Raw genomic sequence first — 25805 nt, forward strand, 5'->3', positions numbered from 1 at the left:
ATGCCCACCATAGAACATCTCACCAGCAGTCCGACGTTTCGTCGGCTCTGCTTCGAGCGAAACCTCGCAGGCATGTCATTGGCAGGACTGATGGCAATCGCGTACTTTGCATTCATCCTGACAGTCGCTTTTCGACCGGGAGTGCTTGGGACGCCCATACACCAAGGCTCGGTCATTTCCTGGGGAGTGTTGGTCGGGGTCGGAATCCTATGCTTCGGCTTCCTGCTGACAGCGATCTATGTGGTGTTCGCCAATGTCCGCCTGGACAGCCTCACGAACCGCTTCGAACAGGAGGTTCGCTGATGACCGGATTCCTTTCCAGGACCGCGGTTTGCGCTGTCTTTTGTCTGCTGCTCTCATCGACGGCTTTCGCTGACGCCTTGACCGGCACGGTCACTCGCCAGAACGTAAACCCATTGGCAATCGGGCTCTTTCTCGCCTTCGTAGCCGTCAGTCTCGGCATCACTTTCTGGGCTGCGCGCAAGGGGACGAAGACCGCCAGCAGCTACTACACAGCCGGCGGCGGACTGAGCGGATTTAAGAACGGACTTGCGATTGCTGGCGACTATACATCCGCGGCAACCTTTCTCGGCGTGACGGCGCTCATTTTCGCCTCGGGTTATGACGGGATCATCTATGCCATCGGCTTTCTCGTCGGATTTCCTATGATCCTTTTCCTGATCGCCGAACCATTGCGTAACCTGGGGCGCTTCACATTCGCTGACGTCGCCGCCAGCCGCCTGTCGGAACGACCCGTCCGAGCCGTGGCGGGGATTAATTCTCTCGTCATCGTGCTGCTCTACCTGATCGCGCAGATGGTGGGTGCAGGGAAGTTGATTGAACTTCTGTTTGGCCTTCCCTATTCGGTTGCTGTTCTCCTCGTCGGCATTTTGATGATGCTCTACGTCACCTTCGGCGGAATGCTGGCCACGACATGGGTGCAGATCATCAAGGCTGTCCTGCTCCTTTCCGGCTCGGTCATCATGTCACTGCTGATCCTCGCCCATTTCGGGTTCAGCTTCGAGACGCTGTTTTCGTCGGCGATCCAACTGCATGCGAAAGGCGCGGCGATCATGGCGCCGGGGGGACTGATCAAGGACCCGATCTCGGCGATATCCCTTGGGCTTGCCCTGATTTTCGGAACGGCTGGCCTGCCGCATATCCTGATGCGTTTCTTCACCGTGGCCGACAGCAAGCAGGCGCGGCTGTCAATACTTGTCGCCACAGGCTTTATCACGATCTTCTATTCTCTGTTGTTCGTTCTAGGCTTCGGTGCAATCGCGTTGGTCTCGGGAAATCCTGCTTTCGTCGATGCGGCTGGAAAGATCATCGGAGGCTCCAACATGGTGGCGCTACATCTCGCCAACGCGCTGGGCGGCCCTGTACTGCTGGGTTTCATCTCAGCCGTAGCTTTCGCCACGATCCTCGCCGTCGTCTCCGGCTTGACGATTGCGGGGGCCTCTGCGGCAAGCCATGATCTCTATGCCAAAGTGTTCAAGCGCGGAAATGTCAGCGAGGAAACTGAAGTTAAGGTTTCCAAGGTCTCGGCCGTCGTGATCAGTCTGGCATCGATGGCCTTGGGTCTTTTGTTCGAAAATCAGAACATCGCCTTTATCGTCGGGCTGGTATTCGCGATTGCAGCAAGCGCAAACTTTCCGGTCCTGCTCCTATCCGTTCAATGGAGAAACCTGACGACGCGCGGTGCTGTGAGCGGGTCTCTGGTCGGCCTGGTATCATCGCTGGTTCTGGTTCTCTTAAGCCCAAGCGTTTGGACTTCGACCCTGAACCTCGGTCCTGCGCCGTTTCCCTACGACAACCCAGCCCTTTTTTCAGTCCCGCTCGCATTCCTGACGACGTGGCTCGTTTCCACCCTAGATCGATCCCCTTCGGCGCAGACCGTGCGGTCTGGTTTTGACGCACAGCAGATCAAAGCTCAGACGGGCCTTAATCTCACAGGCCATTGAACACAGCAAAGGAGATATCAATGACTATTGCCACCTCTATCAAATATCCTGCTCCACCCCAGAACTGGTCGCCTGAACTGCGCGACGAATATCTTGCTCACCGGGGCAACGGGTACGTGGGAAGCAAGCTTGTATCTCAGTCGCACCGCGTGCGCGTCTGGTATCTTTCGCTCAAGCCCGGCGAAAGAATCGGGTTTCACACGCATGTCCTCGATTATTTCTGGACGGTTCTGACGCCGGGTAAAGCCCTTTCCCACTATGCGGACGGACGGACCGCAGAAACGGCCTACGCGGCCGGCGATACAAAACATTTCGAGTTCGGAAGCGGCGAATTCATGACCCATGATCTTGAGAACATTGGTGACACGGAACTGGTGTTTACCACCGTCGAGTTCCTCGACAGCGCTAATCCCCCGTTAGCCTTGGGGTGACGCTATGGCGGGGGAGTCAACGCGGGAAGAAATGGGCCAAAGGAAGCGACTAAAGTCGCCTCCCAGCCGTTCCGGCATCTCCGTGTACCAGAACTCGTGGGAGCGGTGAAGGAAGGATACGATGACTGGAACTGACGCGCTTGTCGGAATTGGACTACTGCTTACAGCATTGACGCTGATGGGCACGTACATCCAATACACCAAGCCAGCTCTCGGATTACCCGTCAGGGAATTGCAAGTGGTGTGCCAATGATCAATCGAGCTGGTCGTACCGGAATAATCAATTTCTGGGGAGCTAAAGGCTCCTCGGAGGCATACGAAATCCGGGATTTCCTTTCGCGGTCGGTAATCAATTATCAATGGAACGAAGTGGCGTCAGACGAGGAAGCTCGTCGGCTGCTGGGAATAAGCGGGTTAGGAGATGTAAGCCTGCCTCTGGTCGAGTTGGCCGATGGGACAAGGATTTATAGTGCAACAGTCAGATCCATCGCAGAGAAATTAGGTTTCGTTGAGCAGCCTCGCCAACAGGAATATGATGTTTCCATCTACGGGGCTGGTCCGGCCGGGCTGTCGGCTGCGGTGTATGCTGCATCAGAAGGTCTTAAGACAGTCGTGATCGAACGACACGCAGTGGGTGGGCAGGCCGGGTCCTCATCGCTTATCGAAAACTACATGGGTTTTCCCGAAGGTATAAGTGGATCCGAGCTTGCCGAGAGAGCCCGCGAACAGGCAGTGAAGTTTGGAGCCGAGTTCCTGCAAATGCGGGAGGGAGTTAACGCCGAATTTCGAACGGGCCGCATCCATGTAGATCTCGCGGATGGAGGCAGCCTGATCGCGAGGACCAATGTATGTGCGACGGGCGTCGAATGGAGAAAGTTAGGTCTTCCCGGTGAGCAGCAACTGCTCGGCAGAGGTCTGTATTATGGTGCCGGGGCGAGCGAAGCTCCGCTCTGTGATGGAAAAACCGTCTATGTTGTTGGCGGCGGGAACTCGGCAGGACAAGCTGCGATGCATTTCTCTGCGTATGCAAGGAGGGTCGTAATGCTGGTCCGCGGACAACGACTTGCTGACACCCTATCGCAATACCTGGTCGAAAAGGTCCAAAACACCTCGAACATCGAGGTTAGAACCGGTACAATTGTGACGGAATTGAAAGGCGAAGACGAACTGAACGAGATAATTGTCTCCCATGGGTCGGGTTCGAAAGAAGTATTGAAAGCAAACCGCCTTTTCGTTTGCATCGGTGGAAGACCTAACACGGAATGGGCCAGAAATTCTAAAATCGCCCGCGATGAATCTGGCTATCTGATCACCGGGCGCGACCTGTTCAATGCGAACGGGAGGCCGCCTGAGTGTTGGCAGCTCGAACGCGAGCCTTTTTTCCTTGAAACAAGCATACCTGGGTCATTCGCGGTTGGAGATGTTCGGCATAATTCGATCAAGAGGGTCGCATCTGCAGCCGGAGAAGGGGCTATGTCGATCGCGTTCGTCCACAGGTGTTTGAGTGCGCCATGATTAGATGCTTCCAATGCCGATTAGCCGAGCTACCAACATGAAGGGAAGCCGACGGAGCTCAATACGGTTCTGTGATGAGAGTCCAATTCCAATCATTTACGGCGATGGCTCGACGGCTCGCATGGATATCGGGCAGCATTGAAAATTGGCTAAGTCTCTCAGAACGCGCGATCCTGAGATGTCTTCCGCGAAGAAGGGCACCGACTGATCTCTCGGGACGAAGGCGCACCCTGGGGCGATAGCTGGGATGAATTACCGTTTGACGAGGAGACCGGACTGGGCCGATAGGGCTATGTCCAATGCCAAGCGCAAAACTTCTAAAGCTGGCAAATCCTGCATCTTCTTGACGAACGGGCAACCGAACATCGCCACGGTGCTTGCTGACGTCAAACATCCGTGCCGTGTCATCAAGTGCAAGTTCAGTTAGACAAGATCCAAGCTCAACTCTTCGCACAGGTCGCGCTCGGGGGGCTCTTTCTTGTGCAAGGGAACTCAGGTCTACCGAATTTCATGGCGCGCCCGACAGGGCGAAATACTCCTCCCCCTCCCGACAAAAGCTGGCGGTTCAAGCCCCTATCTCGTTACGTTTTACAGCGTTTATAGCGTAAGCCCTCTCTGCCGACCCATTTGCCACGATATTGATCCACCCTTCACCACGCCCGCAACCTCGCGGCCGAACTCGCGGTCGATGACCGGCCGCCATGGAACCAGGGTGAACTCGTGGCTCTGCTCCACGATGGCGAACTTGCCGCTCGATAACTGAACTGTCCCGGTGAACTTGCCGCTGACATTTTCGCCATCGGCAGCCGCACGGAACGGCAAGCCTTTGCTGTTGACCATTTCTGCACCGACGCGGGCCACTTCCCGTTCCCGCAGATTGGCGAGCAGGTTGCGCCGGTAGAGGATGCGTCCGTTCTGCTGCCGCGTGGCATCGCCCTGTGCGATATGATGCTCAAGCCGCTGGTCCATAGCCTCGCGCACCTGTTGACCGAACCCTCCCGGGGTAAGGTCCGAAGCGTCCGGTGTAATCAGTCGCCGGTCCAGCCAGGTCGCACCATCGGCGCCAATCTGCTTTTCGAGGTCGAAGGTCGAGACCACCCGGATTCTGGCCTGCGGGTTGCGACCGGCATCATAGTCTGCGGCGCGGCTCTCGAAATCATCGGGGATGCGCCATTGATCGGCTTCGATCCGCTCAGCGATCCCGGCGCGGCGCAACGCCTCCAGTCGCCGGACATGGGCATCAACATAGCCTTCGTAATCCCCGCCAGGCACACGTCCCTCGAACTTCGCCTGTTCTAGTTGGCGGCTCGGTCGGTAAATACCATTCTCCGAGATCGCAGCGATGGTGCGATCAGAGGGACGTTGCGCCGTATCGGCGGGACCAACTTCCACGATGCTGCCGATCCGGGCGTCTTCGACGTGGGCCGGATCAATACCGGGAATATGGTGTGTTCGCCCGTCGATGCCGTCCACCACGAGCGTCAGCTTCTCGCCAATCTCTTCGGTGAGATATTTGTCCACGACGCGGCCGGTGATGGGGACCGCAGGTGCTGCATCGTGAAGCTGGAAGGTCATCGGATCACGCTCCTGCCCATCGGCTTTCAGCGCCTTGTGCATGTTGCGGATGATGTCGCCGCGTTCACCCAGTTCACGCAACGCCGGCTCCATCTTCGCGCCAAGCTCCCAGACGCCCTGCGCGTGTTCGGTGGCCAGCCCCATCTTTTCGAGTTTGGCGAGACGGCGCAGGCGAAGCGTGCGGTTGAACTGGCGGCGTGCATCGGTCGGTTCATGGCGCAGATCGAGGAACCTTTCATCGGCCTCCTCGGTCATGGCGCGGTCGATGCGCGTGAAGCGATCCTGATCGATTTCGGCAGACAGCTTGCGGCTGTGTTCGATCTCGGTCACGGGGCCGAGTTCCAGCGTGGTCAGTTCGCTCGCCCGCTCACGAATACCATTGGCGAGATAGTCGCCATTGATGACCAGGTTCTCGCCCAGATCGTCCTTGCCCCGAACGATGACATGGACATGGGGATGGCCGGTATTGTGGTGATTGACCGCGACCCAATCGAGTTTCGTGCCAAGGTCAGCCTCTATACGGCTCATCAGATCGCGGGTGTGTTCGGTGAGGTCAGAAAGATCGGCGGCATCTTTGGGCGAAACGATAAAGCGGAACTGGTGGCGATCATCCTTGCCGCGATCAAGGAAGGCATCTCCATCAGCGCGATCGTCGGTCGCCGAATAGAGCTGGCCACGTTCGCCATCGCGCGAGGTGCCGTCGCGCTGGATGTAGCGCAGATGGGCCGCCCCTTTGCCGTTCTTCCCCGCGCTCTGAACGTACCGGGTTTTGACGACGACGCGGCGCACTCCGGCCGCACTGTGCCGCCACCCGCCCGACAGGGTTCGCGCACGGACAAATGCCGCACCACGGCCACGCTTGAGGCCCGGACCTTTGCCACCGCGCGATGCCTTCCCGCTCTTTCCGGCCGAACCAGATGAAGACGACGAGGACGTCTGTGATACGAATGATGATGATCTGCCGGGGCTGTTGCTATGCTGACGCGCCAGCTTCTTCGCCTCCGTCAGAAAACTCTTCGCCCTGCCCGCTTTCGGCACGTCGGATTTGATCCGACCTGGCCTGGGGCGAAAGCGGTTCTCGTCGTCGGCGCTCATGAGCGCATTCCATGCCGTTTAGGCACGCAAACGGCAGATATTCGGCTATAGTGCCGGTCAAAACCCAGCAAAGCCGGTGCTTTGCGCCATATCGCGGCACGCGAGACCCTAAAACAGGGTGCCGTGCGCCGCGCCCCAAAACAGTGTGCAGACAAGGACTTGCCCAGAAACCGGCCCGACAGGGTGCCGGTTTCCTTTATCTTGCCCTCCGCCTTCCCTGCCCTTTTTGCCCTTCCTGTGGGGAATGCAGCCAGGCGACCCCTTGCCTGACTGCACACCGGAAGCGGACCGAAGGTGCGTGGAGACGCCATGCTCATGGCCCATCTCCATCGCTTGCACGGGCCACGATTATGCCGCCGTCCCGCGGTTCCTGATCGACGGAAACGCGCATCGGAACGGTTGCGCGGACGTCGCTCGACGGCTGATTGGCCGCTGCCGAATTGCCGCTGGATTGCGCAACGAAAAGCGGAGCTTCGCGCCAATCCGGCGATGGCGGCGGCACGATCATCGGCACATCAGGCGCAGTCGCACCGCCGAGAAGCGGTGCGAGCGTAGCGACATAGGCGCGTGTTTCTGCGGGCAAAGTGCGGCCGGTCGCCAGATGCTCGTCATAGCGACCGGGACCGGCATTGTAGGCCGCCAGCATGGCGGCGACATTGCCATAGCGGTCCCACATCTCGCGCAGATACGCTGTGCCTGCGAGGATGTTGTCGCGCGGATCGTAAGGATCGCGCCCGAAACCATGGCGGCTTCGCAGGCCCGCCCAGGTATCGGGCATGACCTGCATCAGTCCCATTGCACCCGCCGATGAGATGGCGCGCACATCGCCCGCGCTTTCCACACGCAACACAGCCCGAATCCAGTGCTCTGGAATGCCGAAACGCTGTGACGCCGCGGCAATGAAAGCGGCATGGGGATGCGCGGTAACAGGCGCGGGTTGCGGCGTGACCTGCGTAAATGCAGGCGTCAATCCGCTGCCAGCCGACAGAAGGGCCGTGAAGAGAAGAAGGGCGCGGGATCGCATGATCTCAGTCCCGATCTTCGCGGGGCCGCGGGCGGCTCCAGTGCAGCGACCATGACGCTCCTGCATCGTCGTCGCGGAACAGGTTGGCGCGGATCGGCTGCGGCAAGGCGGGATCGTCGAGCAGCACCGAGAGATATTCGCCAGCCTTTTCGCCGGTGCGTTTCCATGCTGCACCGACCTCCGGCCCGTCATGTTCAATGTAATGGACGCGATAGTCCGGCGCATTCTCCGTATCGGAATGCTCAGTGGGCACGATAACAAGATCGCGCTTCATGGTGAGCGTGACGAGCTGACCGGCGAAGCCGGATGCGTCACGCGCGAATTGACCGATCTGTGGCATGATACATCTCCTGTGTTGGTGGATTTGGCGTCAGATCAATGCGTGGCCGCCCGCCATTCGTAGCGGCCATCGCCTTCCTCATCGGTCCAGAGCGGGAGCGCCCGGCCGATGACGGAACTGGCGGGAACAGGTCCGAAGTAACGGCCGTCGAGGCTGTCCCGGATGTCCCAATTCATGAGGAAGAGTTCACCCTCGCGGATGATGCGGCAGCCCTGCCAGACCGGCAGATCGCGGCTCATGCGGTCGCGCTCCAACGCGTCCCCCATCTCGACATTATCGACGGTAATGGTCGCACCGTTGCGGCAGACGCGCTGTCCCGGTAGGCCGAGGACGCGCTTCAGCAGCAGCACACCGCGTCCGATATAGCCGCGCTCGACCATGAACCGTTCCAGCGGCTCAGACGGCGTGATGGCGACCAGTTCGGGAACTTGTAGCCCATCGGCGGGAGCAACCGTGTAGAGGCCGATGGGCGCGCTGGCAGTCGCATTCCAGACCAGCCGGGTTGGCAGATCGGCAAAAGCCGTGGCGACAAGCGTGCCGACGGCCAGCATGGACACGACGAGGATATGACGGCGGCTCATGGCGCAATCCTCCGGCGGTTGACCCACGCGGCATGGCGCTCCGGCGTGTAGGGATTGGGTTCCTGACCAGCACTCAAGCGATTGTGGACGTGTCGCCAATGCTCCGGCGCAACATCGGCCGGATCGACGCCAAGCGCGTCCACTGCGTCGATCAGGGCAAACACCCGCTGGACCTTTGGCCAGCCGTCGATACGCAGCAGGATCTCGCCGCCAGGACGAACGAAGGGCACGGTCTGGTACGGTTCGCCACGCCCGACAGCGCGCAGGATGTCGAGCTGCGAAACGATGGTGCCGTAATCGTTGGAGGCCCAACGGACGAAGGCGAAGATGCTTTCGGGCGCAAAACCGATCCGACTGCGGCGGCGGTCGATGATCTGCTCAAAGCTCTTGCGGCCGAAGCGTATCCAGTGCTCGACCTTCTTCTTCTGGAAGGTCAGTTCGACCAATGTTGTGAACGGTGCAGGCCCGTCCGCCTGCGGATGTTCACGCGCAGCGCGCACGGTTTTGCCGGTCATGGCTGATCTCCTTCAATGGATGGAAACTCGCGGACCAGCAGCTCGCGCAACATCACGGCGACGGTGACGCCACGCCGGAAAGCGGCAACCTTGATGCGCCCGCGCAGTTCGGGCGTGATGTCGATGGTCAGGCGGGCGGTGAACGCCTCCGTCGCCGTCTTGCCGGTTATCGGCGCATCGGCGGCTCTGACCCAGCTATCGGGATTGCCTGGACGCGATGCGAAGCCGGATTTGACGGGCGGCCGTGTCATTGCACGATCCTCCCGATACCGAGGCCATCGATTTCGGCCGCCAGCGCTGTGACCTCTTGTGCGGCCCTTTCGCCGCCATCAGTCTCGGAGACCAGTCGCCCGGTCTGTGCGGCTTCGGCGAAGGCGACACGCTGGCCGATCGTCGTGGCCAGCAAGTGCGGATCATGGTCCGCCAGTGTCTCGGCCGTTTCGCGGGCTATGATGGTACGCGCACCGCATCGGTTCAGCAGAAAGCGGGCGGACAGCTCCGGTTGATAGATTCGCGCTTCGTTCAGAAGCGCCAGCATCTCGGCCGAGGCCCAGCCGTCGAAAGGAGATGGCTGCACCGGGATCAGCACCAGATCGGCTGCAAGCAGCGCTGAGCGCATCAGACCAGCGACACGGGGCGGACCATCAATGACGACATGATCGGCGTCACGCGCCAGTTCCGGCGCTTCCCTGTGAAGGGTATCACGGGCAAGGCCGATGACGCTGAACAGCCTCGGCAACCCTTCATGGCTACGTCGCTGCGACCAATCGAGTGCGGAGCCTTGCGGATCGGCATCGATCAGGATGACGCGCTTGCCTTGCGCAGCCCAAGCTCCAGCAAGATGCAGCGCCAGCGTGGTCTTGCCCACGCCGCCTTTCTGATTGAGGAGCGCGACGATCATGGCGTACCCCGCCCAGGTCGGCGGAAAGTGGCACTGGCACCGTGCCTTTCGTGCGTGCGCGTCAAAGAAGAAAAGTTAGATTCTATGTTATATTCTAAGTTAGCAGTCGGATTCTGTTTTTCGTTCCAGAGACTTAACTGGGGTTCGTGCGCCTGATGTGCCGATAGTGCTGCGCCTGATGTACCGATACGCTTTGCGCCTGATGTACCGAGGGCATCCACAATGTTATCCACAGGCACTGTGGATAGATTTTCAGGGCGGATTCGCAGCAGTTCGCGGCGATCTTCGCGCAGGATCTTGAGCTTGTAGCCCGGCAGCGGCTGGCGAGCAGCAATGCGACGCAGGTCCAGCGCAAAGTCCGATGGCCGGGCCATGCTGCCGGATTTCTGGTGGAGGTGGGCAACCTCGAACAGCCAGCCATGCGGCTGATGTCCGGCATGTTTACGGGCGACACGGTAGAGCCAGCGCTCGATACCGCCTGTCAGCCGGAAATAATCCGGGTCGATGGTGAGGACCAGAGAACGGTCAAGGACGCTGTTGTAGAACCACTCGGGCAGGACAAACTCCATGCCCTCGACGCGACCGTCGCGCGTAGTCATCTCTTCCCATTCGTTGATCCAGGAAAACTGGCGGCGGCGCCAGTGCTTGCCGTTACGGATCGTCGTGGCGACGACCGTGGATTGCAGCCGGGCAAGCGCTGCCTTCAACAGAAGATATTGCCGGTTTCCTGTGTCGCGCCCGATGGCGCGCAGCAGATGATAAGGCGTGAAGCGGAAGAAGCGGGATGTCTTGATGCCGTTGTTTTCTGCGGCAACGACCTGGCTTGCAGCCCAGATCAGCACATCAGCATCCCAGATCGTCGCCATTCCATGTTCGGGCATCCCGAACACATGCACCTCGACATCGGCGGTCTTGTAGAGGATGGGCTTCGTGCGCGGCGTCTTTGCCAGCGAGAAGAAAGGCCGTTCCATCAGATCGCGCTGGTCGCGCGGACTGGCATCGCCAGTTGCGACCACGAACGGATCGAGGTGGTTGCGCTCGCTGCCGCCTTCTCTCCGCAAGCCGTCAGGGTGATCGACGCGCCGCATTCAGAGCTTGCTCCGCTCTTCAGGCGTCAGGGGGCGCGCCGGAAAGACCGTGCCGGCACCCTCGTCACTGGTGGATTTGCGCGCGCCGATGTCGGCCCAGGACTGGAGATCCTCGACGGTATAGAGGACGCGGCCACCGATTTTGCGATAGGTCGGACCGGTCCCGTAGGTCCGGTGCTTTTCCAGTGTGCGAAGAGAAATACCGAGGAAACGTGCAGCTTCCTGAGTGCGCAGCATGCGCGGTGGCATTTCCGTGTTGCGGCGCTCGGCCATGAGATCACCTCCGGTTCGTCAGGTTGATGCGGCTGCCGGAGACGGCAGTGCGCTATGGCGAACCATGGGAAGTGATCGGCGGCGTGTAGCGTGCCGCATTTGCACCTATGCGCAGACGGCACCCCTGATAGGGGCTGGGTCAGCGCGAAAAGACGTGAGATTTCGGCAACTCAAGGTGGCCGACGCGGATTCTCTCAAGACATCCTCACGCAGTTCGGCTATGAATAGAGATGGAGCAGACGCACTGCTCCGGGGCTTAGTAACCCCTGTTGACGGTTGGTGTCGGCCGTGACGGCACCACACTCCTTGACCCTATGGTCGGGGAGCCTGTGGCGTATGCAACAGGCTTTCCAGCTAAAGGCCATGGGGCCGTTCAACACGGTTACTAACTCCCCGATCACCAGGAGTCAGAGAGTTTTATTGCGGGGGCGAACCGCAGAAACTCTTCTGAAAGAAGGGGAATAACCGTGAAACCACCCGTCGAACTTGATCCCGATGTGGATGATCTGGCGCCGTCCGGCGATGTCATAACCGCCTATGACGAGCAGCACTTTGTGACCTATCTGCGCATTCTCGACGCCGAGGCTGAAGATGCGGACTGGAAGGAAGTAGCGCAGATCGTTCTGCATCGCGATCCAGCATCAGACGAAGTACGAACTCGTAGATGCTGGCAAAGCCATCTGGAGCGCGCCGAATGGCTGGCGCGGGAAGGTTACAGGCAAATACTGGAACAGGCTGCGGCAAACAGGAATCGGTGAGATTGCCTCATTTGCGTTTTGATCGTGGAATAGGCTTGACCGGATAATGCAAAAGCAGCCGATAGCCTCCGCGCATCATCCTGATGCCGTGGGCAACAAGACGACGTGCCTTGTTCTTGCGCGGATCAGTCTCGAAATCTTCCTTGTTGCCACGGAAGCCGAGCAGGACTTCGGCAACGGCGCGATAGCTTTCGCCGTGTAGCCGTGCGTCCAGGGCGCGCAACGACAGAAGGTGCCATTGCCGAAGCTGCGCTGGCATGGCGCGAGTATCCGGCCCCGGAGAGCGACCGGTCAGGCACCGCCAGAGGCGGCGCGCCGCATGGGCGCGTAATTCCATGAACTCGTCCATAGGCAGGATTGCAGCATAGAAAGCTGCCGCATCGATCGCGCCCTGCGGCAGCCAGAATTGATGCTCCATCCCACCGATACGCCAGATTGCGTGCCAGCCATCCGGCGCGCGGCGCAGGATCAGGCCATCGAGATGCGCAAGAGCGACAAGCCGCCCGCCATCGGCATCGTTCCGCTCCACTGGAGACAGAATAATGGCCTGCGGATTGAAATGCGGCGACCAGAAAAGCGGTGCGCCGTCAGGCTGCGCGTCGGGGTCGTGTGCAAAATCGCACCCCCCAGCGGGAAGCAAAGGCGTCCAGTTCTTCTACGGCACCTCCTCCCGTACGGGTGAGCCGCTCTACATCTTTGCGGTAGTCTTCGTTACGACGAAGATATTCCCAGGCGAAACCGGCGGCAGGAAGGTCTTTGACGTGTTTATAGGCCGCCGGAGTACGCCAATCTATGCTCTGCATGGCGCGTCCTCCCAAAGCCGGACGGCACAAGGCCACGTCCGACCTGAAAAGGCTGCGGTATTGAATGGTTTTGCGGTAGCGTGCCTAATGCGATAAGTGGATCGCCTAACCCGATAAATCCATTCAACACTCTCTCGCTATCATCGTTGTGCGTCGTGTGAGAGATGCTCTGACGACATTTCCGTGTCAGTGATTGAAGCCGAATGGCGGAAACGCGCGATTGCGTGGTTCCGGCGCAGCGAAAGCGCGGCCTTCTCGCGGGCATGCGCGGTGCCGGCATGATTTTTGCGTCGAACCGGGTTCGGATCATGTTAGCGACAAAGCCTGTCGAAAACCTCGACATCTCTGCATGTCCTCCTACTTTCAGCCGGCTGTAACCGCAGAAAGTTTCTTGAACCCAGCTGAGGAAGCAACCACTGCGAGGTAAACTCGCCCGCGCGAAAGGCAGACGTAAGGCAGTTCACTCCCCTCAAGGCTGGTATCGTCCAAGACGGCTATGATTGCGGGTCTTTCTAGACCCTTGAACCTTCTTGGAGTGTCAAGGATCACGTGCTCGCTCATAAGATTATCACACGTGGTAAACTCCAGCTGCGATTGCGCTGCTGCCAGTCGAAACCTCTCAATCCACTGCACCCCAGGCAGCAGAACCGTGATATCTGAAGGTGCCACCTCCTCCTTGTAGACGAGCCGACGAAGCTCGGCGTAGGCCGCCTTTATCATTTCCTCGTGCGTCAAGGCCTCAATCCAGGTGACAGCTTTTCCATCGGGGCCCTCCGCGATAATCTCGTGACCCTCGTAGTGAACTGAGGCAGCTGTGTGGATGGCTTTGGTGTTGCGCAGATTGCGTGAAAGTCTGATCGGGGAAAGGTGAAGATCTTCTCTCGGGACACGCCGGCCATCGTAGACACGCTGGTTGCTGTCAGAAAAGACGCGAAGCCTTCCGTCCTTCCTTATCGCGGCATCAAGCGCAATCCACCAGCTCTGTGGAAAGTCCTGCCCCTCATCAACGACGACCATAGAGAACTTCAGATCCGGCTTCGCCGTTATTGCATCAATGAGGAGCTCAGGAAGCGTTTCTTCCTGAAAGCGCATCGTCTCCTCTGTAACAGGAAGCGAAAGCCCAGCATCTTTCGCGCAAGTAAGGCAAAAATCCTGAAAACCTTGAACGAGGAGATTGTCCCGAGGCCCGAGCCTTCTCCCGAGCTCTCTCGCCAGCGGTCCGTTATGACAGGTGAGAAGCGTCCTGTTGCCCAAAGCTGCAGAGCGACTCGCCTCTTCCATTGCAACAACAGTCTTACCTGTACCTGCAGCGCCTCTCATTTCAGCGCGCGGAAGGTCAGCGATGTTCTCAAGTATCTGGTATTGGCGCGGTTCGAGTACCCCCAGCTCTTCCGTTGACTCTGCCATAAAGGCGCCAATAGAGAAGCTAAGAGAAAACGGCACCGCTAGAAAACCTTCTAGGGCAGCGATCCCGTCCGTTCCAAGCGGCTTGATGTCGGCAGGCGCATTGCCTTCCTGGAGGCGTGCGGCAATCCAATTGCGAAATCCGTTTGTGAATTCACCCGATGTGCAAAAAATCCGCGATGGCCGATCGGCACCGAGGTCTTTTGGTATCTTCGAGGCGCCTGGAAACACCACGCCATGGGCGATGTGTATATAGCGCTCTCTCCAGAGTCGCGACCTCTTCAGCTTTTTCAGTATCTCGTGCTTAGCGCTGCGGGCCTGCTCGACAGGGTCCTTAATTGAATGCTCGATGTGATTCTCATCGGTGCTGGTCCATTGCTTGGTTGCCGGATTGTAGTCGATACCACCGCCCTTAACCTCAATAGCCAGATACCCGTGCACCGGGTGAGCAACGAGAAAATCGCACTCGCCGTCCCTCTCGTGTCCGAGCTGGTCAATGCCAAGCCAAGGACTGGAATAGAAGACATGAAAATCATCAGAAAGCTCACTCGCGAGCCGGTCATAGACCCGGACCTCGGCCTTGCGGCGACGGTCTCTCCTTATCGATAGTGGTAGGGTTCTCGGCCAGAGCGTTGCCATCACACACCACTTGGCAAGTCGGCGAAGTAGCCGATATCTGAATTTTCCGGCGTACCAACCAAAAGCGCACGATCAAGGAAGCAGTTAAAGCTCTCGCAGGAAGTCTCCGGTGACAGAACACACGAATGACAGGCGGCATGAGAGAAGCTCGTGTGCGAACCCATTGCTTCCGTGATGCAGAGCGGATCAGAAGAACACCACTCCATAGCGGCGATTGCACGACTCAGAATGCCGGCAATTCTTTTTGCCTGGCCCTGACGCTGCAGACCGCCGAGTGTGCCATCGGAGTCAGTCGTTGCCGTGTAGATAAGAATGCCTGCCATCTTCTCATCGCCGGAGTCAGCATAGATGCGCTCCTGCAGAGATGCACTTGAGTATCCGCACTCCAGCGTCAGTTGGCGCATCAGGGCATGCGCAAGTGTATGACACAGCATGTATCTCGCTGTGATAGTCTTGTCGGGTTCGGCAGCGGAGCCATATCGCGACTGCCAGTCTGCCCGGTACATCTCGTGGCATTCGGCAGCACGAGCACGGACATCATCGCGCCCTTCCCAAGCCCCGAGCGTCTTTTCATTAAGAGCAAGGAATATACCCTCACCGCGCACTTCAATCGCCGGCAGCCAGGGGAGCTTCGTCACAGAAAGCTTTGCAACTTCGGGTGCATCAGGATCGCCGGGCGGGTTGATGCGCGTGAAGCCGGTCAGCGCCCGAACCTCGCGGAGCCTGACCGCACGAACGACGGTCGATACCTTCTCGCTGATATCGCTTGGCACATCCTCGCGCCTGATTTCAAATTCGAGGTCCTTATCAACGTGATCGCCAGGCTCCTCCACAAACTGTCTGAACTCGGCCGGGCGAAGATCATCGGTCGCGATCTCCTTATAGCTTTGCAGTCGACGCTCGATGACATCGGCTAGTTGCTCCGGCGTCATCTTCAATTCTTTCAAATGCGGACCCAGCTCACCTTCGGCATGTATCTCGATAAAGATGACACGCTTCGCCGGGTCGACGACATTAACAAGCGTAGCCCAGAAATCCCCAAGCACAACCTGGAGCTGGTCTGACCATGGGGGGATACTGAGAGCCGATTGCGTGATTGGGAAATAAAGGTTTGAAGCACCACGCTGGACCCCTACTGGGTGTTCCGTGCAGATCTCATCAGCATCTGGAAGCCACGGCCTTTTGCCGTTGCAGTGCAGATGTTCCCAAGTACCCTTCGAAAAAATTCCATCCATTGATCGCGACTGATGGCAGTCAGGACAGCGAAGGACCAAGCCAGCAAGACCCGCCCCCTCAGCCTTGAGGGTCATTCTTTTTTTTCGTTCGCAAGTGGGCAAATGTCCAAGCCAGTAATCCCATGGAAACTCGTCGACATGTCCCCTGGTGCAGGCAAAGACAAAGCGAACAGGGATCGTATAAATCTTGTGCTGCCCAGGATTTTTGTCCGTACAACGCGCGCAAAAGCGGTAGGCCTCGCCATCATCAAAGGACCATGTGCGTTCAGGCCCGATTTCTTCACACACTGGGCATTGCAGCCACTGGGGGAACCGCACCGCTACGAGACGACGACGGTCCGGGTCTTCTCCCTTAGGACGCTGTTCAATAACCGGCGGGAGACGAAATCCGTGCACTCCCAGCTTTTTCTCAAGGCGAGTCTCCCGGATGGTCTGGGAATTCGCAAGGCCTGCCGGCCAAAAAGATTCATCCCAGGCCTCCAGCCCAGCTGCCATCCCGGAAACGGGAGCCTTCTCGGTTCTGAAGTCGACAATGGCCCCCGGGCCAAAAAGCGAGGCAACAGCGCTGCGTCTCAGCTCCTGCAAATCGTTATTCGACATCTTTTTTCTCTTTCGCCCTAAGCCGCTTTGCCATGCGGAAGGGTGTTCCGGCTTCCACGTTTCTCATTGAATTAAGAGTTGACCAGGCAGACCCGGGTGTACGCCCGAGTGCTTTTTTCCATGCAACGCGCTCAGCACTTTGCAACAGTGATGCATTCACCTTGTAGTCCTGCCAGTAGTAAGCTGGCGCCCGATCACTCCATTGCTCGAACTTTCGCTCGAGTTCGGCACGGACATCCCGCTCCTCTGGATCAATGCGCGCTGCCCGCGCGACGATCAGATCGATCAACTCGCGCGCCTTTGCAATTGCTGGATCGTCGAGGCCGGGACGATCCAGCATACCCGGCGCCAGATGCCGGACGGCCGCCACCAGCGCTGCGTGTAGGGCCCGGTCACGCGCCCGGGATGCAAACGGCGTGACGCTTGTCGCCTCGACGTCGCGGTACAGCGCCTGATGCCATCCTGGAAAGGTTTCAAAGTGAGAGCGGTCGCGAGCCTTGGCATTGTTCAAGATCGCAACGACGAGTCCGCTCACCTTGCCGCGGCCAACACGGCTCGTTGCCTGGATATACTCGGCCGTGGTCTTTGGCTGACCGTTGACGATCATCAGACCAAGGCGCGGGATGTCAACTCCAACGCTGACCATGTTTGTGGCCAGAACAACATCAAGCGATCCCGGATCGTCCGCCTCGATGGCAAGCTTGCCGAGCATCGCCAAGATATCTTCTTGGGTGCGACGTGATGTGAGTTCTTCGACCTCCTTAACGACACGTGGCTTCTCGTACCTGGCCTTGCGATAAATATCGATACTGTCAGCAACGTCGTCCTGCATCAGGACGAGTGCGCCGCCGAGTTCTCGGAGCGAGTTAAAATACCCAACCAGCGTCGAGTATGGATCACGCTGCTTCTTCGTGGAGAAAGCAGCCGCAGCAGACTGAAGAAGGGAGGCCGAAACTGCTTGAAGCGTAAACTTTGCCGATCGGCCCGCAGTGCTAACGCCAATATATCGCCGGCCAGTTGACTTCGGATCAAGCACAGCAAAGCCGGAATCGTTGTGATTAATGGCCGGCGGCGGAAACTGACAGGCGGTTCTATCGAAGAGGTCCTTTACCTGCTCCAAGGCGCGCCTGATCGTCGCCGTTGATCCGATCACCTTCGGTGAACGCTGTCCGTTCGAAAAAAGTAGATCGAAGGCCGCCTCGTAGGTGCCGGTAACGGTGCCGAGCGGCCCGGAGATCAGATGCAGTTCGTCCTGTATAATGAGGTCAGGCGGCGCGTTACGCGAGATACCAAAAAGATCGTTGGTCTCGGGACGGCGCACGATCTGGGCAAATTTGTCGACGGTTCCCACTATGAGTGTCGGGCGGACACGATAAACATCATCATCTACGGTCCAGACCTGAATATGGCCTCGTGCAACGCAGTCGCCGGTAGTGCAGCTGGCAATAACTGGAGAGACAACGGACGCCTGGTTCCAAGAAATCTTGTTGTGGCAGATCGGGCATAAAGCCAGCTGTTTTGGTGAGGATACCTCGCGCGATCCCTGCAGCGACATAAACGCCTCGGCGAGACGGTTGGGCGTTGCATCGCCGCCGACCCAAAGACCAATAGAAAAAGGCTCATCGCCAAGAAGCGCCATCCCCTTGGGCACATCCACCTTGTCGGTCCGAATCAGCTCGCAAGCCAGCATCATGGCGGCCGAGCGTGCAAATTGCTGAGTGGTCAACAGTCGAAGCGTGTAGCGCATAAGCGCCGCAACGCCGGCCCGGTCAGCCGGATCATCAGACAAGCGACGGAAGAAGGCAACGAAGGCAATGAGCGCGAGATAGGCTTCTGTCTTGCCGCCGCCCGTTGGAAACCAGAGCAGGTCCATCGTGCGACGGTGATCATCGTCGCGCCGCGCCGAGGAGACAGCACTCAAGAGCAGAAAGCCGAGCTGGAATGGTCTCCACTGAAGATCGCCAAAAGCGGCTTTCTCCTTATCCCATTCATGCTGAATATGCATCGCAAGATTGGCAAGCTGGAATGCTCTGCGCAGAGCAGGATCAGAGCAAATCTGTCCCGCTGATATCTGCATGCGCGAAAGCACGTCTTCGCACTGTTTGAGATTTTCTTCGGCCGTCTTTGCGTTCGCCGCGGACAAACCCTTCACCAGCTTTTTCTGGTCATCAAGCCACTCACCATAGGCATTACTGAGCGCCATGAGGGATGAGGCAAGCGAAGACTCATCGGCGAAGGCAAGTGCTTTTGCTGACAGCGCAGCGGCAGGAAGTTTCTTGAAGACATCGTGGCCTGCGGCATCGACACCAGGCACCGTCGCAGCAGGAAGCCAGCTGGTTGCCACCCAAGAAACTGTTGGAAGCTCTCCTTCGTTGACCGCCGTAACCGCGCCCCATTTTGCCGAGCAAATGTGACCGGCTGCGAATTCATACACGTTCCGGAAGAGCAGGAGATTCGAGCGCTCGTCAGGATCACCCGGCGTTTTTGCCTGCTCGCCGCGCCATGCCGGCTTTGGCAAGAGAGTTGTTTCACCCATAGGCTCAACATTAATGGATGTCTGAAACAAACAGGCCATTTCCATTTCATCACGCCCTTCGCCAGCGGGCGCGACATTCACAAGCGAGAGCGTAACAAGTAGTCTGTCCGATGCCTTTACACAGCGAATATGAAGCTTAGCTCCGTCTGCCTCAGGCGAACCTTTAGCGAGATCAATCCACGGGTTCGGAGATGAAAGCTGGATTTCCCTGACAACATCAACTGGTTCGCGTACCCACGATTTTTCATCCTCAGAAGTTTTGGGAGGCACCAGACGATATCGCGCGAACCTTATGCGTGCAGAAATCTTCGGATTTCCACTTAGCGATACCGAGAACGATAAACCGGCAACGGATGGCTTTTGCGATGACGCCGCTGGAACAGCCTCGGCCTCTCCTGAATCATCGCTGTCGGAAGAGTTGGCTGCGCTGCCGGTTGCCAGCGTGTCGTCATCCTCACCCGCCATCTGCGTTCTCTGTGGCCAGAGAATGCCGGTCAGGTAGACGTCTGTAGGACGATCTTTAATCAACACTTCTTCGTCGCTGCGCGGACCAATCAGGTCCTCGGCCAGGCGCTGAGCGAGGCTTGTACGATCAATCGAGCTGTCAGGCTCCTGCGACATTGAAGAACCCTTTCGTATAGGCGGCAATCCGCGGTGCCAGAATGAAGCCGGATTGCTGCCACGGTGCATGCAGATTTTCTAGCTGCGGATCATCAGGCGGCAACACCATGGTGCGCGCACCAAAGCTACGGACGTATCTGATAGAGTACGGGATGTTGAGCTTACGCCCTTTGCCCCACGCGCCCATCGTCTTGGCAATATCCCACATGTCATTGACAAAGGCGTTTGAAAGCAGGCCAAGAGGCGCTGAAGTCTCTGGTTCTACTACTTGATATTTCCATCCATGGCTGGCCGAGAGCTGAAGCTTAAGCGGCGCCAGCCTACATGCATGATCGATAAGCCACGCCTGTGCAGCAGTACACTCTTCAAGACTTAAGGATGCAGTTCCAACGAGCCCGGTTGCGCTGATATCTTCACCGCGTCCAATCTCGATCATCGCGGACGGAGAGCCATCCTTTCCTTTCGCGGCAATGCCGCGATATGCCCGTTGACCTTTCGAGCCAAAATTGTTCGTTCCTGCGGCCTTCCCAACGCGCAGAGACTGTCGCGCACGCGTCGAGCCAACAAAGAGAACACGAGATTCCTCTTCCTCGTCAGCTGTATTTTCAAACTCAGACTCTTCCGGCAAAAGCAGAATAACATCATCCGCCTCCCGCCCCTTGCTTGCATGAATGGTACCGATGATCGGCCCTGGCAGACCAAATTCTCTTGTGGCAAGTTCGACTGGCGGCGCGGTTCTGCCAAGTCGCCGGCGAAGGCGGATCATCTCAAGCGAGCCATCTGCCGCGCCGCCAAAGCGTGTCAAAAGCCGCCACGCTTCCTCGGCACAATAATCAGGCGGACAAGAGTTTTCGACGCGGCTAAGCCAGCGCCGCACAAACTCATCCTTACCCATGTGGCTTACTGTGAAATCATGAAAGCAGATCGCAAGCCAGGGAGGGAGGCTTACGCCAAATCCAGACAGGCGAAGGCTATGCGGCACGGTACAAAACTGCGAGGCGATCAGAGCCTCCGCCCGACTGCGAAACAGCACAAGAGAGCCCCGTGCAAGAGTCTCAAGCCCGAGACTCTTGACGTCGACATCATTGGCACTGGCATGTTTCTCAATAGCCTCGCGAACCTTGCCAAAAAGCCCACTACCTTTTCCAAGAACGGTCGAGCGAACACCAGAGAAGATCGAGATCAGACCAGGTGACTTCGTTCTGTGAATTGTGTCGAGAGCAATGGACTCGAACTTCAACGAGGAACCAGGGCCGATGCGCTCCAGCAACGGCTTATCAGCTGAATCTATCTCTAATTTTTCGTCTTCCGAAAATCCGTAGATAGCCTGCGCAGCATCAGCAAAAACAGTGACACCGCAGCTTGGCCGAAGCTTTGTGATGATTGCCTCAACAAGGTCGGCGCGAATGCCGACAAGGTCCTGTGCTTCGTCAACGATGACGTGCTCGGCATCATCAAGATGCTCGGCGACTTCATCGCTGCTTCTCACAAGCTCAAGTACATGCTCGATGTTGGCTTCATAGGTGCCAGTCAATTTGGCATTCGCCTCAAAACCTGAATGTATTGACCATGCGTGAGAGTCGAGTGTGGCTATTCGCACAGCAGCTGCGTCCTGTCCAAGATACGCATAAAGCCGTGCACGAATTTCGGCGACAGCCGTTCTCGTGAAGCTGATCATCCATGTTCTGGAAGGCTGAACATCACACTCCGACACCAGGTAGTTGAGGCGTGCGCAGGCGACAGCAGTCTTGCCTGTACCAGGGCCGGCATCGACAATAAGACGGCGTGTCTCACCGGCACCGATCACAGCGCGCTGCGAGGCGTCCCAATCTGTAACAGTGAACCCAGCGCTTGCGTCCATTACCGGACCCTTACGCGGAGAGAGAATCGAAAGATCATCCTCACCTTTGCGCGGCAGACATCACTGCCCCGCCCTCCATGCAAAGACTTGTTGTTGTTTGCCAATTTTCTAAAGAACAACCGGCAGCTTCAATTAACTACATCCCGCCTTCGAAGGTCAATCGCGACGTGACCATTGCCTGACGAGATTTCCTTGAGATGCCACCGCTGCCGCCGTGTTTGGTCAGACAGATCGAAAACCACGCCTTATATGTGGATTTTTACTGTTGCCCGTTGTTCCATTTTTGTTCGCATGACATCATGTCAAAAATCGACCCAGCGATTCGCGATCAAGAAAGGCCTTCATGTCTACGTTTTCCGACCTCCGCCTCCAGGCTGGCCTGACAATTCGCGATGCAGCACAACAGCTTGGCTATACGGAGCGGCAGATTTATCGCTTCGAGACGGGCGAAGCAGAGCCTCGGAAACATGTCCTAGATATGCTGCGAATTATGGGAAGACCCGAGCCGGCCCAGACCCGCTTTACATTCATCGACCTTTTCGCTGGCATCGGGGGCCTTCGACGCGGCTTCGATGCTATCGGGGGCCACTGCGTTTTCACCTCCGAATGGAACAAGTTTGCGCAGCAGACCTATGCCGCCAACTTTCGGGACAACCGCCCTATTGAAGGCGACATAACAAAAGTCTCCACGGACGAGATTCCGGATCACGATGTGTTGGTCGCTGGCTTTCCATGCCAGCCCTTCTCTATCGCAGGCGTATCAAAGAAGAACTCTCTCGGGCGCAGCCACGGCTTTGCGGACGAGGCTCAGGGCACGCTGTTTTTTGACGTCGCCCGTATTTTGCAAGCCAAGCGACCCGCCGCTTTCCTGCTGGAGAATGTTAAGAACCTCCAGAGCCATGACCGTGGCCGGACATTCGATGTCATCATCAAAACTTTGCGCGAAGAGCTTGGCTACCACGTCTATTACAAAATCATCGACGCCAAACACTTTGTCCCCCAGCATCGGGAGCGCATTGTGATCGTCGGCTTCCGCGATGCCGTCGAATTCTCGTGGGATTATCTGGTCTTGCCGGAAAAAGGCTCTGTACGCCTTCGTGACATCCTGCATCCCGAAGATGGCTTTGAAGAGCTGGAAGAACCTTACACGACTGGCCCGAAAAGCCTTGTGAATCCCAAGTACACGCTGACAGACAAGCTGTGGCAGTACCTTCAGGACTATTCTGCCAAGCATAAGGCAAAGGGCAATGGCTTCGGCTTTGGCCTCGTCACACCGGATGACGTGGCCCGAACGCTGTCTGCCCGATACTACAAAGATGGTTCGGAAATCCTTGTGAGCCGTGGAAAGAAGAAGAACCCACGCCGCCTTACACCTCGTGAGTGCGCGCGTCTCATGGGCTATCCGGATGACTTCAGGATTCCTGTTTCTGACACACAGGCCTACAAGCAGTTTGGCAATTCGGTTGCAGTGCCTGTCTTCTGCGAAGTTGCACGGATAATGCTGCCGCACATACAGGCGCTCATCAGCGAGCGGAGCCAGCGAAAGGCAGCATAGTCGTGGCGGATGTCCACAATCCGCAAACGCGAAGCCGCAACATGGCTGCTATCAAAGGCAGTCATACAAAGCCCGAGCTTATGGTCCGCCATGCCCTCCACGCGAAAGGGCTCCGTTACAAGCTGCACTCCAAAGACCTGCCTGGAAAGCCAGACCTGGTATTCCCGAAGTACCGCGCGGTCGTGTTTGTGCATGGATGCTTCTGGCACCGGCATGACTGCCACCTATTCAAATGGCCATCCACCCGCCCGGAGTTCTGGGCGGAAAAAATCTCGCGCAATGTTCTCAACGATGATCTCTCGATGTCAAAACTGCGGGAAAATGGCTGGCGGATTGCCACAGTATGGGAATGCGCCCTCAAGGGTCGCACCAGACTGGATTTTACCAGTGCTATGCAAAAGCTGGCCGACTGGGTAAAATCCGGAGAATCTATGCTTACAATCAGGGGGGAATAATTTGGCTTCATCTTTATCCGAACTGCTCCGACTTTTCGTCGATCACGGCGCAGATCGCATCTATGCGAAGAAGCTGGCTTCCAATGATAATTCGAAGAACCAGATTTATCTCGGTGGCGGCTTCGGTGCGCTGAACATCATCCCGCACGGCGAAATCTACACAGACACGCGGCCAATGGCGGGAAGCAAGCAGGATCGTCCCAAAGCATCGGTTCGCTTTTTCTGGCTTGATGAGAACGGGCAGCATCTCGCGCCCAACGCGCAGCTAATCCTCTATCCTGATTATCCGGAGGTGCGGATGTCAGGCTTCCTGCTCGGTTGTAAGCAGGCTCCGTCTGATCTTATGACGGTCAGGACTGAGGGGCGCATCCTTTTCTTCGGTATCACCCGGCAGAATGATGTTCTCGGTTACGTCGTCGGGCCGGACCACGCCATCGCGAATGAAATCAATGCAGGCCAGTGGCAATCGGTGGGAGTGTTCCTCGAACTCCCGACTACCCCTGAAAGCAAGAGAAGCCCGAAAGAAATTCTCCTTGCCGAGTTGCGTCGCATCTACGAGCTGGAATGGATAATGTCGCAGAAGCTGGCCGCCGATGGGCGCAAGCTCCCCTATCTTGCCCAGAATGGCGGCGGATACACACTTGAAGCCGAGCTCGGCATAACGCCAAACGGTGTTTCCGAGCCTGACTTCATGGGGTGGGAAGTAAAGCAGTACGGCGTGAACAATTTCACGGCCTTCCTGCCAAAAACACCCGTCACGCTCATGACGCCTGAACCGACCGGCGGAATTTACAGAGATCACGGAGTTGCAGAGTTTCTGAGGTGCTTCGGCTATGCGGACAAGATGGGCAGGCCTGATCGTCTGAACTTTGGCGGCATCTACACCTGTGCGAAGACCTATCATGCCGACACCGGCCTGAAAATCGTTGTCGATGGCTTTGATAACGCGAGCGGCACCATTACCAACATCGACGGGAGTATTGCCCTTATCAACAGCGATGACGACGTTGCGGCAAGCTGGTCTTTGAAAGGCATGATGGCACACTGGAACCGGAAGCATGCTCAAGCGGCGTATGTGCCATCCCTCTTCCGGACACCGCCGCCGGAATATTCTTATGGACCCCGCATTCATCTTTGTGAGCAGACCGACTTCCTGCTGTTTTTGAAGGGTTTCACGAGCGGCGTGGTCTACTACGATCCTGCCATCAAAATGGAGAAAGCGTCATCAACAGCACCTGCAATCAAACGCAGAAGTCAGTTCCGGATTCGGCACAAGGAAATTAAGCAGATGTATCACCGCAGCGAAGTCGTGCAGTTCTAACAGCAGGATTACTACCACTTGGCATCCGCGGCGTCTGCCCAATGCATAGTTTCATAGAATACCGCATCATCCGGCCAGCTATAGAAACGTGGGATCGTTAAAGAAATGGCCCGGAGAGAAATGCTCCGGCTGAGATGCAATCTGCGCACTAGTATCAATAATTTCAACGACCGAGTAGCATGCGATTACGAAGGCCGAGCAGAAGAAGATTTTCTGTGAAAATTTATCGACAGTATTTGCTTTTATGTAGTTTTTCTCAATGAACTCAAATTTGTTTGCGAAGTATTTATCGCTATTCCACTAAAATTTCACCGCGGCGACAGCGTCATAATATTTGGCATTTTCTATTGCATTTGATACGAATTTGCTAAGCTTCCCTACCCGGTCTTTGCCGAAGCCAAGCTGACTCCTCAGGTCGGCTTCGGCCCTTGCTCCCGCCATAAATTCTTCTAGATATATTTTTTGCGTTCCCTGCGGGAAAATTCGGTCCGCGACCATGCCGTTTCCAAGAACAATCCGGGCATGACTATAAGGACTGCCGGTTACAACGGATATTCCTCTAGCAAATAAACTTGGGCTTTTGGCGCGGTACATTAGAATATCGCCACGCGGAAGATCTCCGAAGCTAAGAGCATGATCGTCCGAAACCGCCGGATGATCGGATGGACGATTAAGTCCATTGGTTCAGCAATTATTATGATCCATAAGTGTTCTG

24 protein-coding genes are annotated in these 25805 nt (G+C 57.3%); 8 read left to right on the plus strand and 16 right to left on the minus strand.

The annotated features are described in order from the left end of the window. The 4 genes from FHW03_RS22680 to FHW03_RS22695 all read left to right on the plus strand — a co-directional run bounded on the left by FHW03_RS22680 (window position 1) and on the right by FHW03_RS22695 (window position 3910). The gene (locus FHW03_RS22680; RefSeq protein WP_182522700.1) at window positions 1-303 is read left to right on the plus strand and encodes a DUF485 domain-containing protein; all 303 of its coding nucleotides are present in this window, start codon (window positions 1-3) and stop codon (window positions 301-303) included. Further along, window positions 303-1964, plus strand: a complete 1662-nt coding sequence (gene actP, locus FHW03_RS22685) for a cation/acetate symporter ActP (RefSeq protein ID WP_182522701.1) — start codon at window positions 303-305, stop codon at window positions 1962-1964. Before FHW03_RS22680 ends, actP begins: the two co-directional genes overlap by 1 nt. A 20-nt stretch (window positions 1965-1984) precedes the next feature. Next, a complete protein-coding gene (locus tag FHW03_RS22690; protein ID WP_182522702.1) occupies window positions 1985-2395 on the plus strand; it encodes a hypothetical protein in 411 nt (136 codons plus the stop codon). A gap of 249 nt (window positions 2396-2644) precedes the next feature. Further along, window positions 2645-3910, plus strand: a complete 1266-nt coding sequence (locus FHW03_RS22695) for an FAD-dependent oxidoreductase (RefSeq protein ID WP_182522703.1) — start codon at window positions 2645-2647, stop codon at window positions 3908-3910. A 597-nt stretch (window positions 3911-4507) separates the two neighbouring features. Here the strand turns inward: FHW03_RS22695 and FHW03_RS22700 are convergent. The 9 genes from FHW03_RS22700 to FHW03_RS22740 form a co-directional block, all read right to left on the minus strand. Beyond that, window positions 4508-6580 carry a DUF3363 domain-containing protein gene (locus FHW03_RS22700; RefSeq protein ID WP_182522704.1) on the minus strand — a complete coding sequence of 691 codons (2073 nt, stop codon included), beginning with the start codon at window positions 6578-6580 and terminating at the stop codon, window positions 4508-4510. Between the two features lie 313 nt (window positions 6581-6893). After that, on the minus strand, window positions 6894-7604 hold the full coding sequence (locus FHW03_RS22705; RefSeq protein WP_182522705.1) for a lytic transglycosylase domain-containing protein: 711 nt from the start codon (window positions 7602-7604) through the stop codon (window positions 6894-6896). Window positions 7605-7608: 4 nt separating this feature from the next. Then, window positions 7609-7944 (minus strand): DUF736 domain-containing protein, encoded by a 336-nt coding sequence (locus tag FHW03_RS22710; RefSeq protein WP_182522706.1) that lies wholly within the window; start codon window positions 7942-7944, stop codon window positions 7609-7611. Between the two features lie 35 nt (window positions 7945-7979). Beyond that, the gene (locus tag FHW03_RS22715; RefSeq protein ID WP_182522707.1) at window positions 7980-8525 is read right to left on the minus strand and encodes a S26 family signal peptidase; all 546 of its coding nucleotides are present in this window, start codon (window positions 8523-8525) and stop codon (window positions 7980-7982) included. Next, window positions 8522-9040: a DUF2840 domain-containing protein gene (locus FHW03_RS22720; protein ID WP_182522708.1), complete on the minus strand. Its 519-nt coding sequence runs from the start codon at window positions 9038-9040 to the stop codon at window positions 8522-8524. The genes FHW03_RS22715 and FHW03_RS22720 overlap by 4 nt, the downstream gene beginning before the upstream one ends. After that, on the minus strand, window positions 9037-9291 hold the full coding sequence (locus FHW03_RS22725; protein ID WP_182522709.1) for a hypothetical protein: 255 nt from the start codon (window positions 9289-9291) through the stop codon (window positions 9037-9039). Before FHW03_RS22725 ends, FHW03_RS22720 begins: the two co-directional genes overlap by 4 nt. Further along, window positions 9288-9941 (minus strand): ParA family partition ATPase, encoded by a 654-nt coding sequence (parA, locus tag FHW03_RS22730; RefSeq protein ID WP_182522710.1) that lies wholly within the window; start codon window positions 9939-9941, stop codon window positions 9288-9290. Before parA ends, FHW03_RS22725 begins: the two co-directional genes overlap by 4 nt. Beyond that, window positions 9938-11029, minus strand: coding sequence for a replication initiator protein A (locus FHW03_RS22735; RefSeq protein ID WP_182522711.1), 1092 nt, complete (start codon window positions 11027-11029; stop codon window positions 9938-9940). The genes parA and FHW03_RS22735 overlap by 4 nt, the downstream gene beginning before the upstream one ends. Beyond that, on the minus strand, window positions 11030-11302 hold the full coding sequence (locus tag FHW03_RS22740) for an AlpA family transcriptional regulator (protein ID WP_182522712.1): 273 nt from the start codon (window positions 11300-11302) through the stop codon (window positions 11030-11032). 467 nt (window positions 11303-11769) lie between these two features. Between FHW03_RS22740 and FHW03_RS22745 the strand changes: the two genes are divergently transcribed. Then, window positions 11770-12060, plus strand: coding sequence for a DNA -binding domain-containing protein (locus FHW03_RS22745; protein WP_182522713.1), 291 nt, complete (start codon window positions 11770-11772; stop codon window positions 12058-12060). A gap of 7 nt (window positions 12061-12067) precedes the next feature. Here the strand turns inward: FHW03_RS22745 and FHW03_RS22750 are convergent, their stop codons facing one another. From FHW03_RS22750 to FHW03_RS22770, 6 genes are all read right to left on the minus strand, one after another. Then, entirely contained in the window at window positions 12068-12601 is a 534-nt protein-coding gene (locus FHW03_RS22750; RefSeq protein WP_182522733.1) for a DUF2285 domain-containing protein, read from the minus strand. A gap of 46 nt (window positions 12602-12647) precedes the next feature. Continuing rightward, a complete protein-coding gene (locus tag FHW03_RS26155; protein WP_377515505.1) occupies window positions 12648-12863 on the minus strand; it encodes a transcriptional regulator domain-containing protein in 216 nt (71 codons plus the stop codon). A 363-nt stretch (window positions 12864-13226) separates the two neighbouring features. Then, entirely contained in the window at window positions 13227-14906 is a 1680-nt protein-coding gene (locus FHW03_RS22755; protein WP_182522714.1) for an NERD domain-containing protein, read from the minus strand. After that, window positions 14906-16741, minus strand: coding sequence for a DUF1998 domain-containing protein (drmB, locus tag FHW03_RS22760; RefSeq protein ID WP_182522715.1), 1836 nt, complete (start codon window positions 16739-16741; stop codon window positions 14906-14908). Before drmB ends, FHW03_RS22755 begins: the two co-directional genes overlap by 1 nt. Continuing rightward, complete coding sequence (locus tag FHW03_RS22765; protein WP_182522716.1) at window positions 16731-19898, minus strand: helicase-related protein; 3168 nt, start codon at window positions 19896-19898, stop codon at window positions 16731-16733. Before FHW03_RS22765 ends, drmB begins: the two co-directional genes overlap by 11 nt. Next, window positions 19882-21759 (minus strand): UvrD-helicase domain-containing protein, encoded by a 1878-nt coding sequence (locus FHW03_RS22770; RefSeq protein ID WP_182522717.1) that lies wholly within the window; start codon window positions 21757-21759, stop codon window positions 19882-19884. The genes FHW03_RS22765 and FHW03_RS22770 overlap by 17 nt, the downstream gene beginning before the upstream one ends. A gap of 343 nt (window positions 21760-22102) precedes the next feature. Between FHW03_RS22770 and dcm the strand changes: the two genes are divergently transcribed. The 3 genes from dcm to FHW03_RS22785 are packed head-to-tail and all read left to right on the plus strand — an operon-like array spanning window position 22103 to window position 25090. Next, window positions 22103-23314, plus strand: coding sequence for a DNA (cytosine-5-)-methyltransferase (dcm, locus tag FHW03_RS22775; protein WP_182522718.1), 1212 nt, complete (start codon window positions 22103-22105; stop codon window positions 23312-23314). A gap of 2 nt (window positions 23315-23316) precedes the next feature. Next, the gene (locus FHW03_RS22780; protein WP_182522719.1) at window positions 23317-23769 is read left to right on the plus strand and encodes a very short patch repair endonuclease; all 453 of its coding nucleotides are present in this window, start codon (window positions 23317-23319) and stop codon (window positions 23767-23769) included. Between the two features lies 1 nt (window position 23770). Beyond that, window positions 23771-25090: an MvaI/BcnI family restriction endonuclease gene (locus FHW03_RS22785; RefSeq protein ID WP_182522720.1), complete on the plus strand. Its 1320-nt coding sequence runs from the start codon at window positions 23771-23773 to the stop codon at window positions 25088-25090. A gap of 300 nt (window positions 25091-25390) precedes the next feature. Here FHW03_RS22785 and FHW03_RS22790 read toward each other — a convergent pair whose 3' ends face one another. Continuing rightward, a complete protein-coding gene (locus FHW03_RS22790; RefSeq protein WP_182522721.1) occupies window positions 25391-25684 on the minus strand; it encodes a hypothetical protein in 294 nt (97 codons plus the stop codon). Window positions 25685-25805: the final 121 nt, after the last annotated feature.

Source organism: Ochrobactrum sp. RH2CCR150 (genome assembly GCA_014138095.1).
GTDB classification, from domain to species: domain Bacteria; phylum Pseudomonadota; class Alphaproteobacteria; order Rhizobiales; family Rhizobiaceae; genus Brucella; species Brucella gambitense.

What these genes read in the sequence shown, in the direction of transcription:
- FHW03_RS22680 (WP_182522700.1), top strand. Translation starts at nt 1, where the DNA reads ATGCCCACCATAGAACATCTCACCAGCAGTCCGACGTTTCGTCGGCTC.
- actP (WP_182522701.1), top strand. Translation starts at nt 303, where the DNA reads ATGACCGGATTCCTTTCCAGGACCGCGGTTTGCGCTGTCTTTTGTCTG.
- FHW03_RS22690 (WP_182522702.1), top strand. Translation starts at nt 1,985, where the DNA reads ATGACTATTGCCACCTCTATCAAATATCCTGCTCCACCCCAGAACTGG.
- FHW03_RS22695 (WP_182522703.1), top strand. Translation starts at nt 2,645, where the DNA reads ATGATCAATCGAGCTGGTCGTACCGGAATAATCAATTTCTGGGGAGCT.
- FHW03_RS22700 (WP_182522704.1), bottom strand. Translation starts at nt 6,580, where the DNA reads ATGAGCGCCGACGACGAGAACCGCTTTCGCCCCAGGCCAGGTCGGATC.
- FHW03_RS22705 (WP_182522705.1), bottom strand. Translation starts at nt 7,604, where the DNA reads ATGCGATCCCGCGCCCTTCTTCTCTTCACGGCCCTTCTGTCGGCTGGC.
- FHW03_RS22710 (WP_182522706.1), bottom strand. Translation starts at nt 7,944, where the DNA reads ATGCCACAGATCGGTCAATTCGCGCGTGACGCATCCGGCTTCGCCGGT.
- FHW03_RS22715 (WP_182522707.1), bottom strand. Translation starts at nt 8,525, where the DNA reads ATGAGCCGCCGTCATATCCTCGTCGTGTCCATGCTGGCCGTCGGCACG.
- FHW03_RS22720 (WP_182522708.1), bottom strand. Translation starts at nt 9,040, where the DNA reads ATGACCGGCAAAACCGTGCGCGCTGCGCGTGAACATCCGCAGGCGGAC.
- FHW03_RS22725 (WP_182522709.1), bottom strand. Translation starts at nt 9,291, where the DNA reads ATGACACGGCCGCCCGTCAAATCCGGCTTCGCATCGCGTCCAGGCAAT.
- parA (WP_182522710.1), bottom strand. Translation starts at nt 9,941, where the DNA reads ATGATCGTCGCGCTCCTCAATCAGAAAGGCGGCGTGGGCAAGACCACG.
- FHW03_RS22735 (WP_182522711.1), bottom strand. Translation starts at nt 11,029, where the DNA reads ATGCGGCGCGTCGATCACCCTGACGGCTTGCGGAGAGAAGGCGGCAGC.
- FHW03_RS22740 (WP_182522712.1), bottom strand. Translation starts at nt 11,302, where the DNA reads ATGGCCGAGCGCCGCAACACGGAAATGCCACCGCGCATGCTGCGCACT.
- FHW03_RS26155 (WP_377515505.1), bottom strand. Translation starts at nt 12,863, where the DNA reads ATGCAGAGCATAGATTGGCGTACTCCGGCGGCCTATAAACACGTCAAA.
- FHW03_RS22755 (WP_182522714.1), bottom strand. Translation starts at nt 14,906, where the DNA reads ATGGCAACGCTCTGGCCGAGAACCCTACCACTATCGATAAGGAGAGAC.
- drmB (WP_182522715.1), bottom strand. Translation starts at nt 16,741, where the DNA reads ATGTCGAATAACGATTTGCAGGAGCTGAGACGCAGCGCTGTTGCCTCG.
- FHW03_RS22765 (WP_182522716.1), bottom strand. Translation starts at nt 19,898, where the DNA reads ATGTCGCAGGAGCCTGACAGCTCGATTGATCGTACAAGCCTCGCTCAG.
- FHW03_RS22770 (WP_182522717.1), bottom strand. Translation starts at nt 21,759, where the DNA reads ATGGACGCAAGCGCTGGGTTCACTGTTACAGATTGGGACGCCTCGCAG.
- dcm (WP_182522718.1), top strand. Translation starts at nt 22,103, where the DNA reads ATGTCTACGTTTTCCGACCTCCGCCTCCAGGCTGGCCTGACAATTCGC.
- FHW03_RS22790 (WP_182522721.1), bottom strand. Translation starts at nt 25,684, where the DNA reads ATGTACCGCGCCAAAAGCCCAAGTTTATTTGCTAGAGGAATATCCGTT.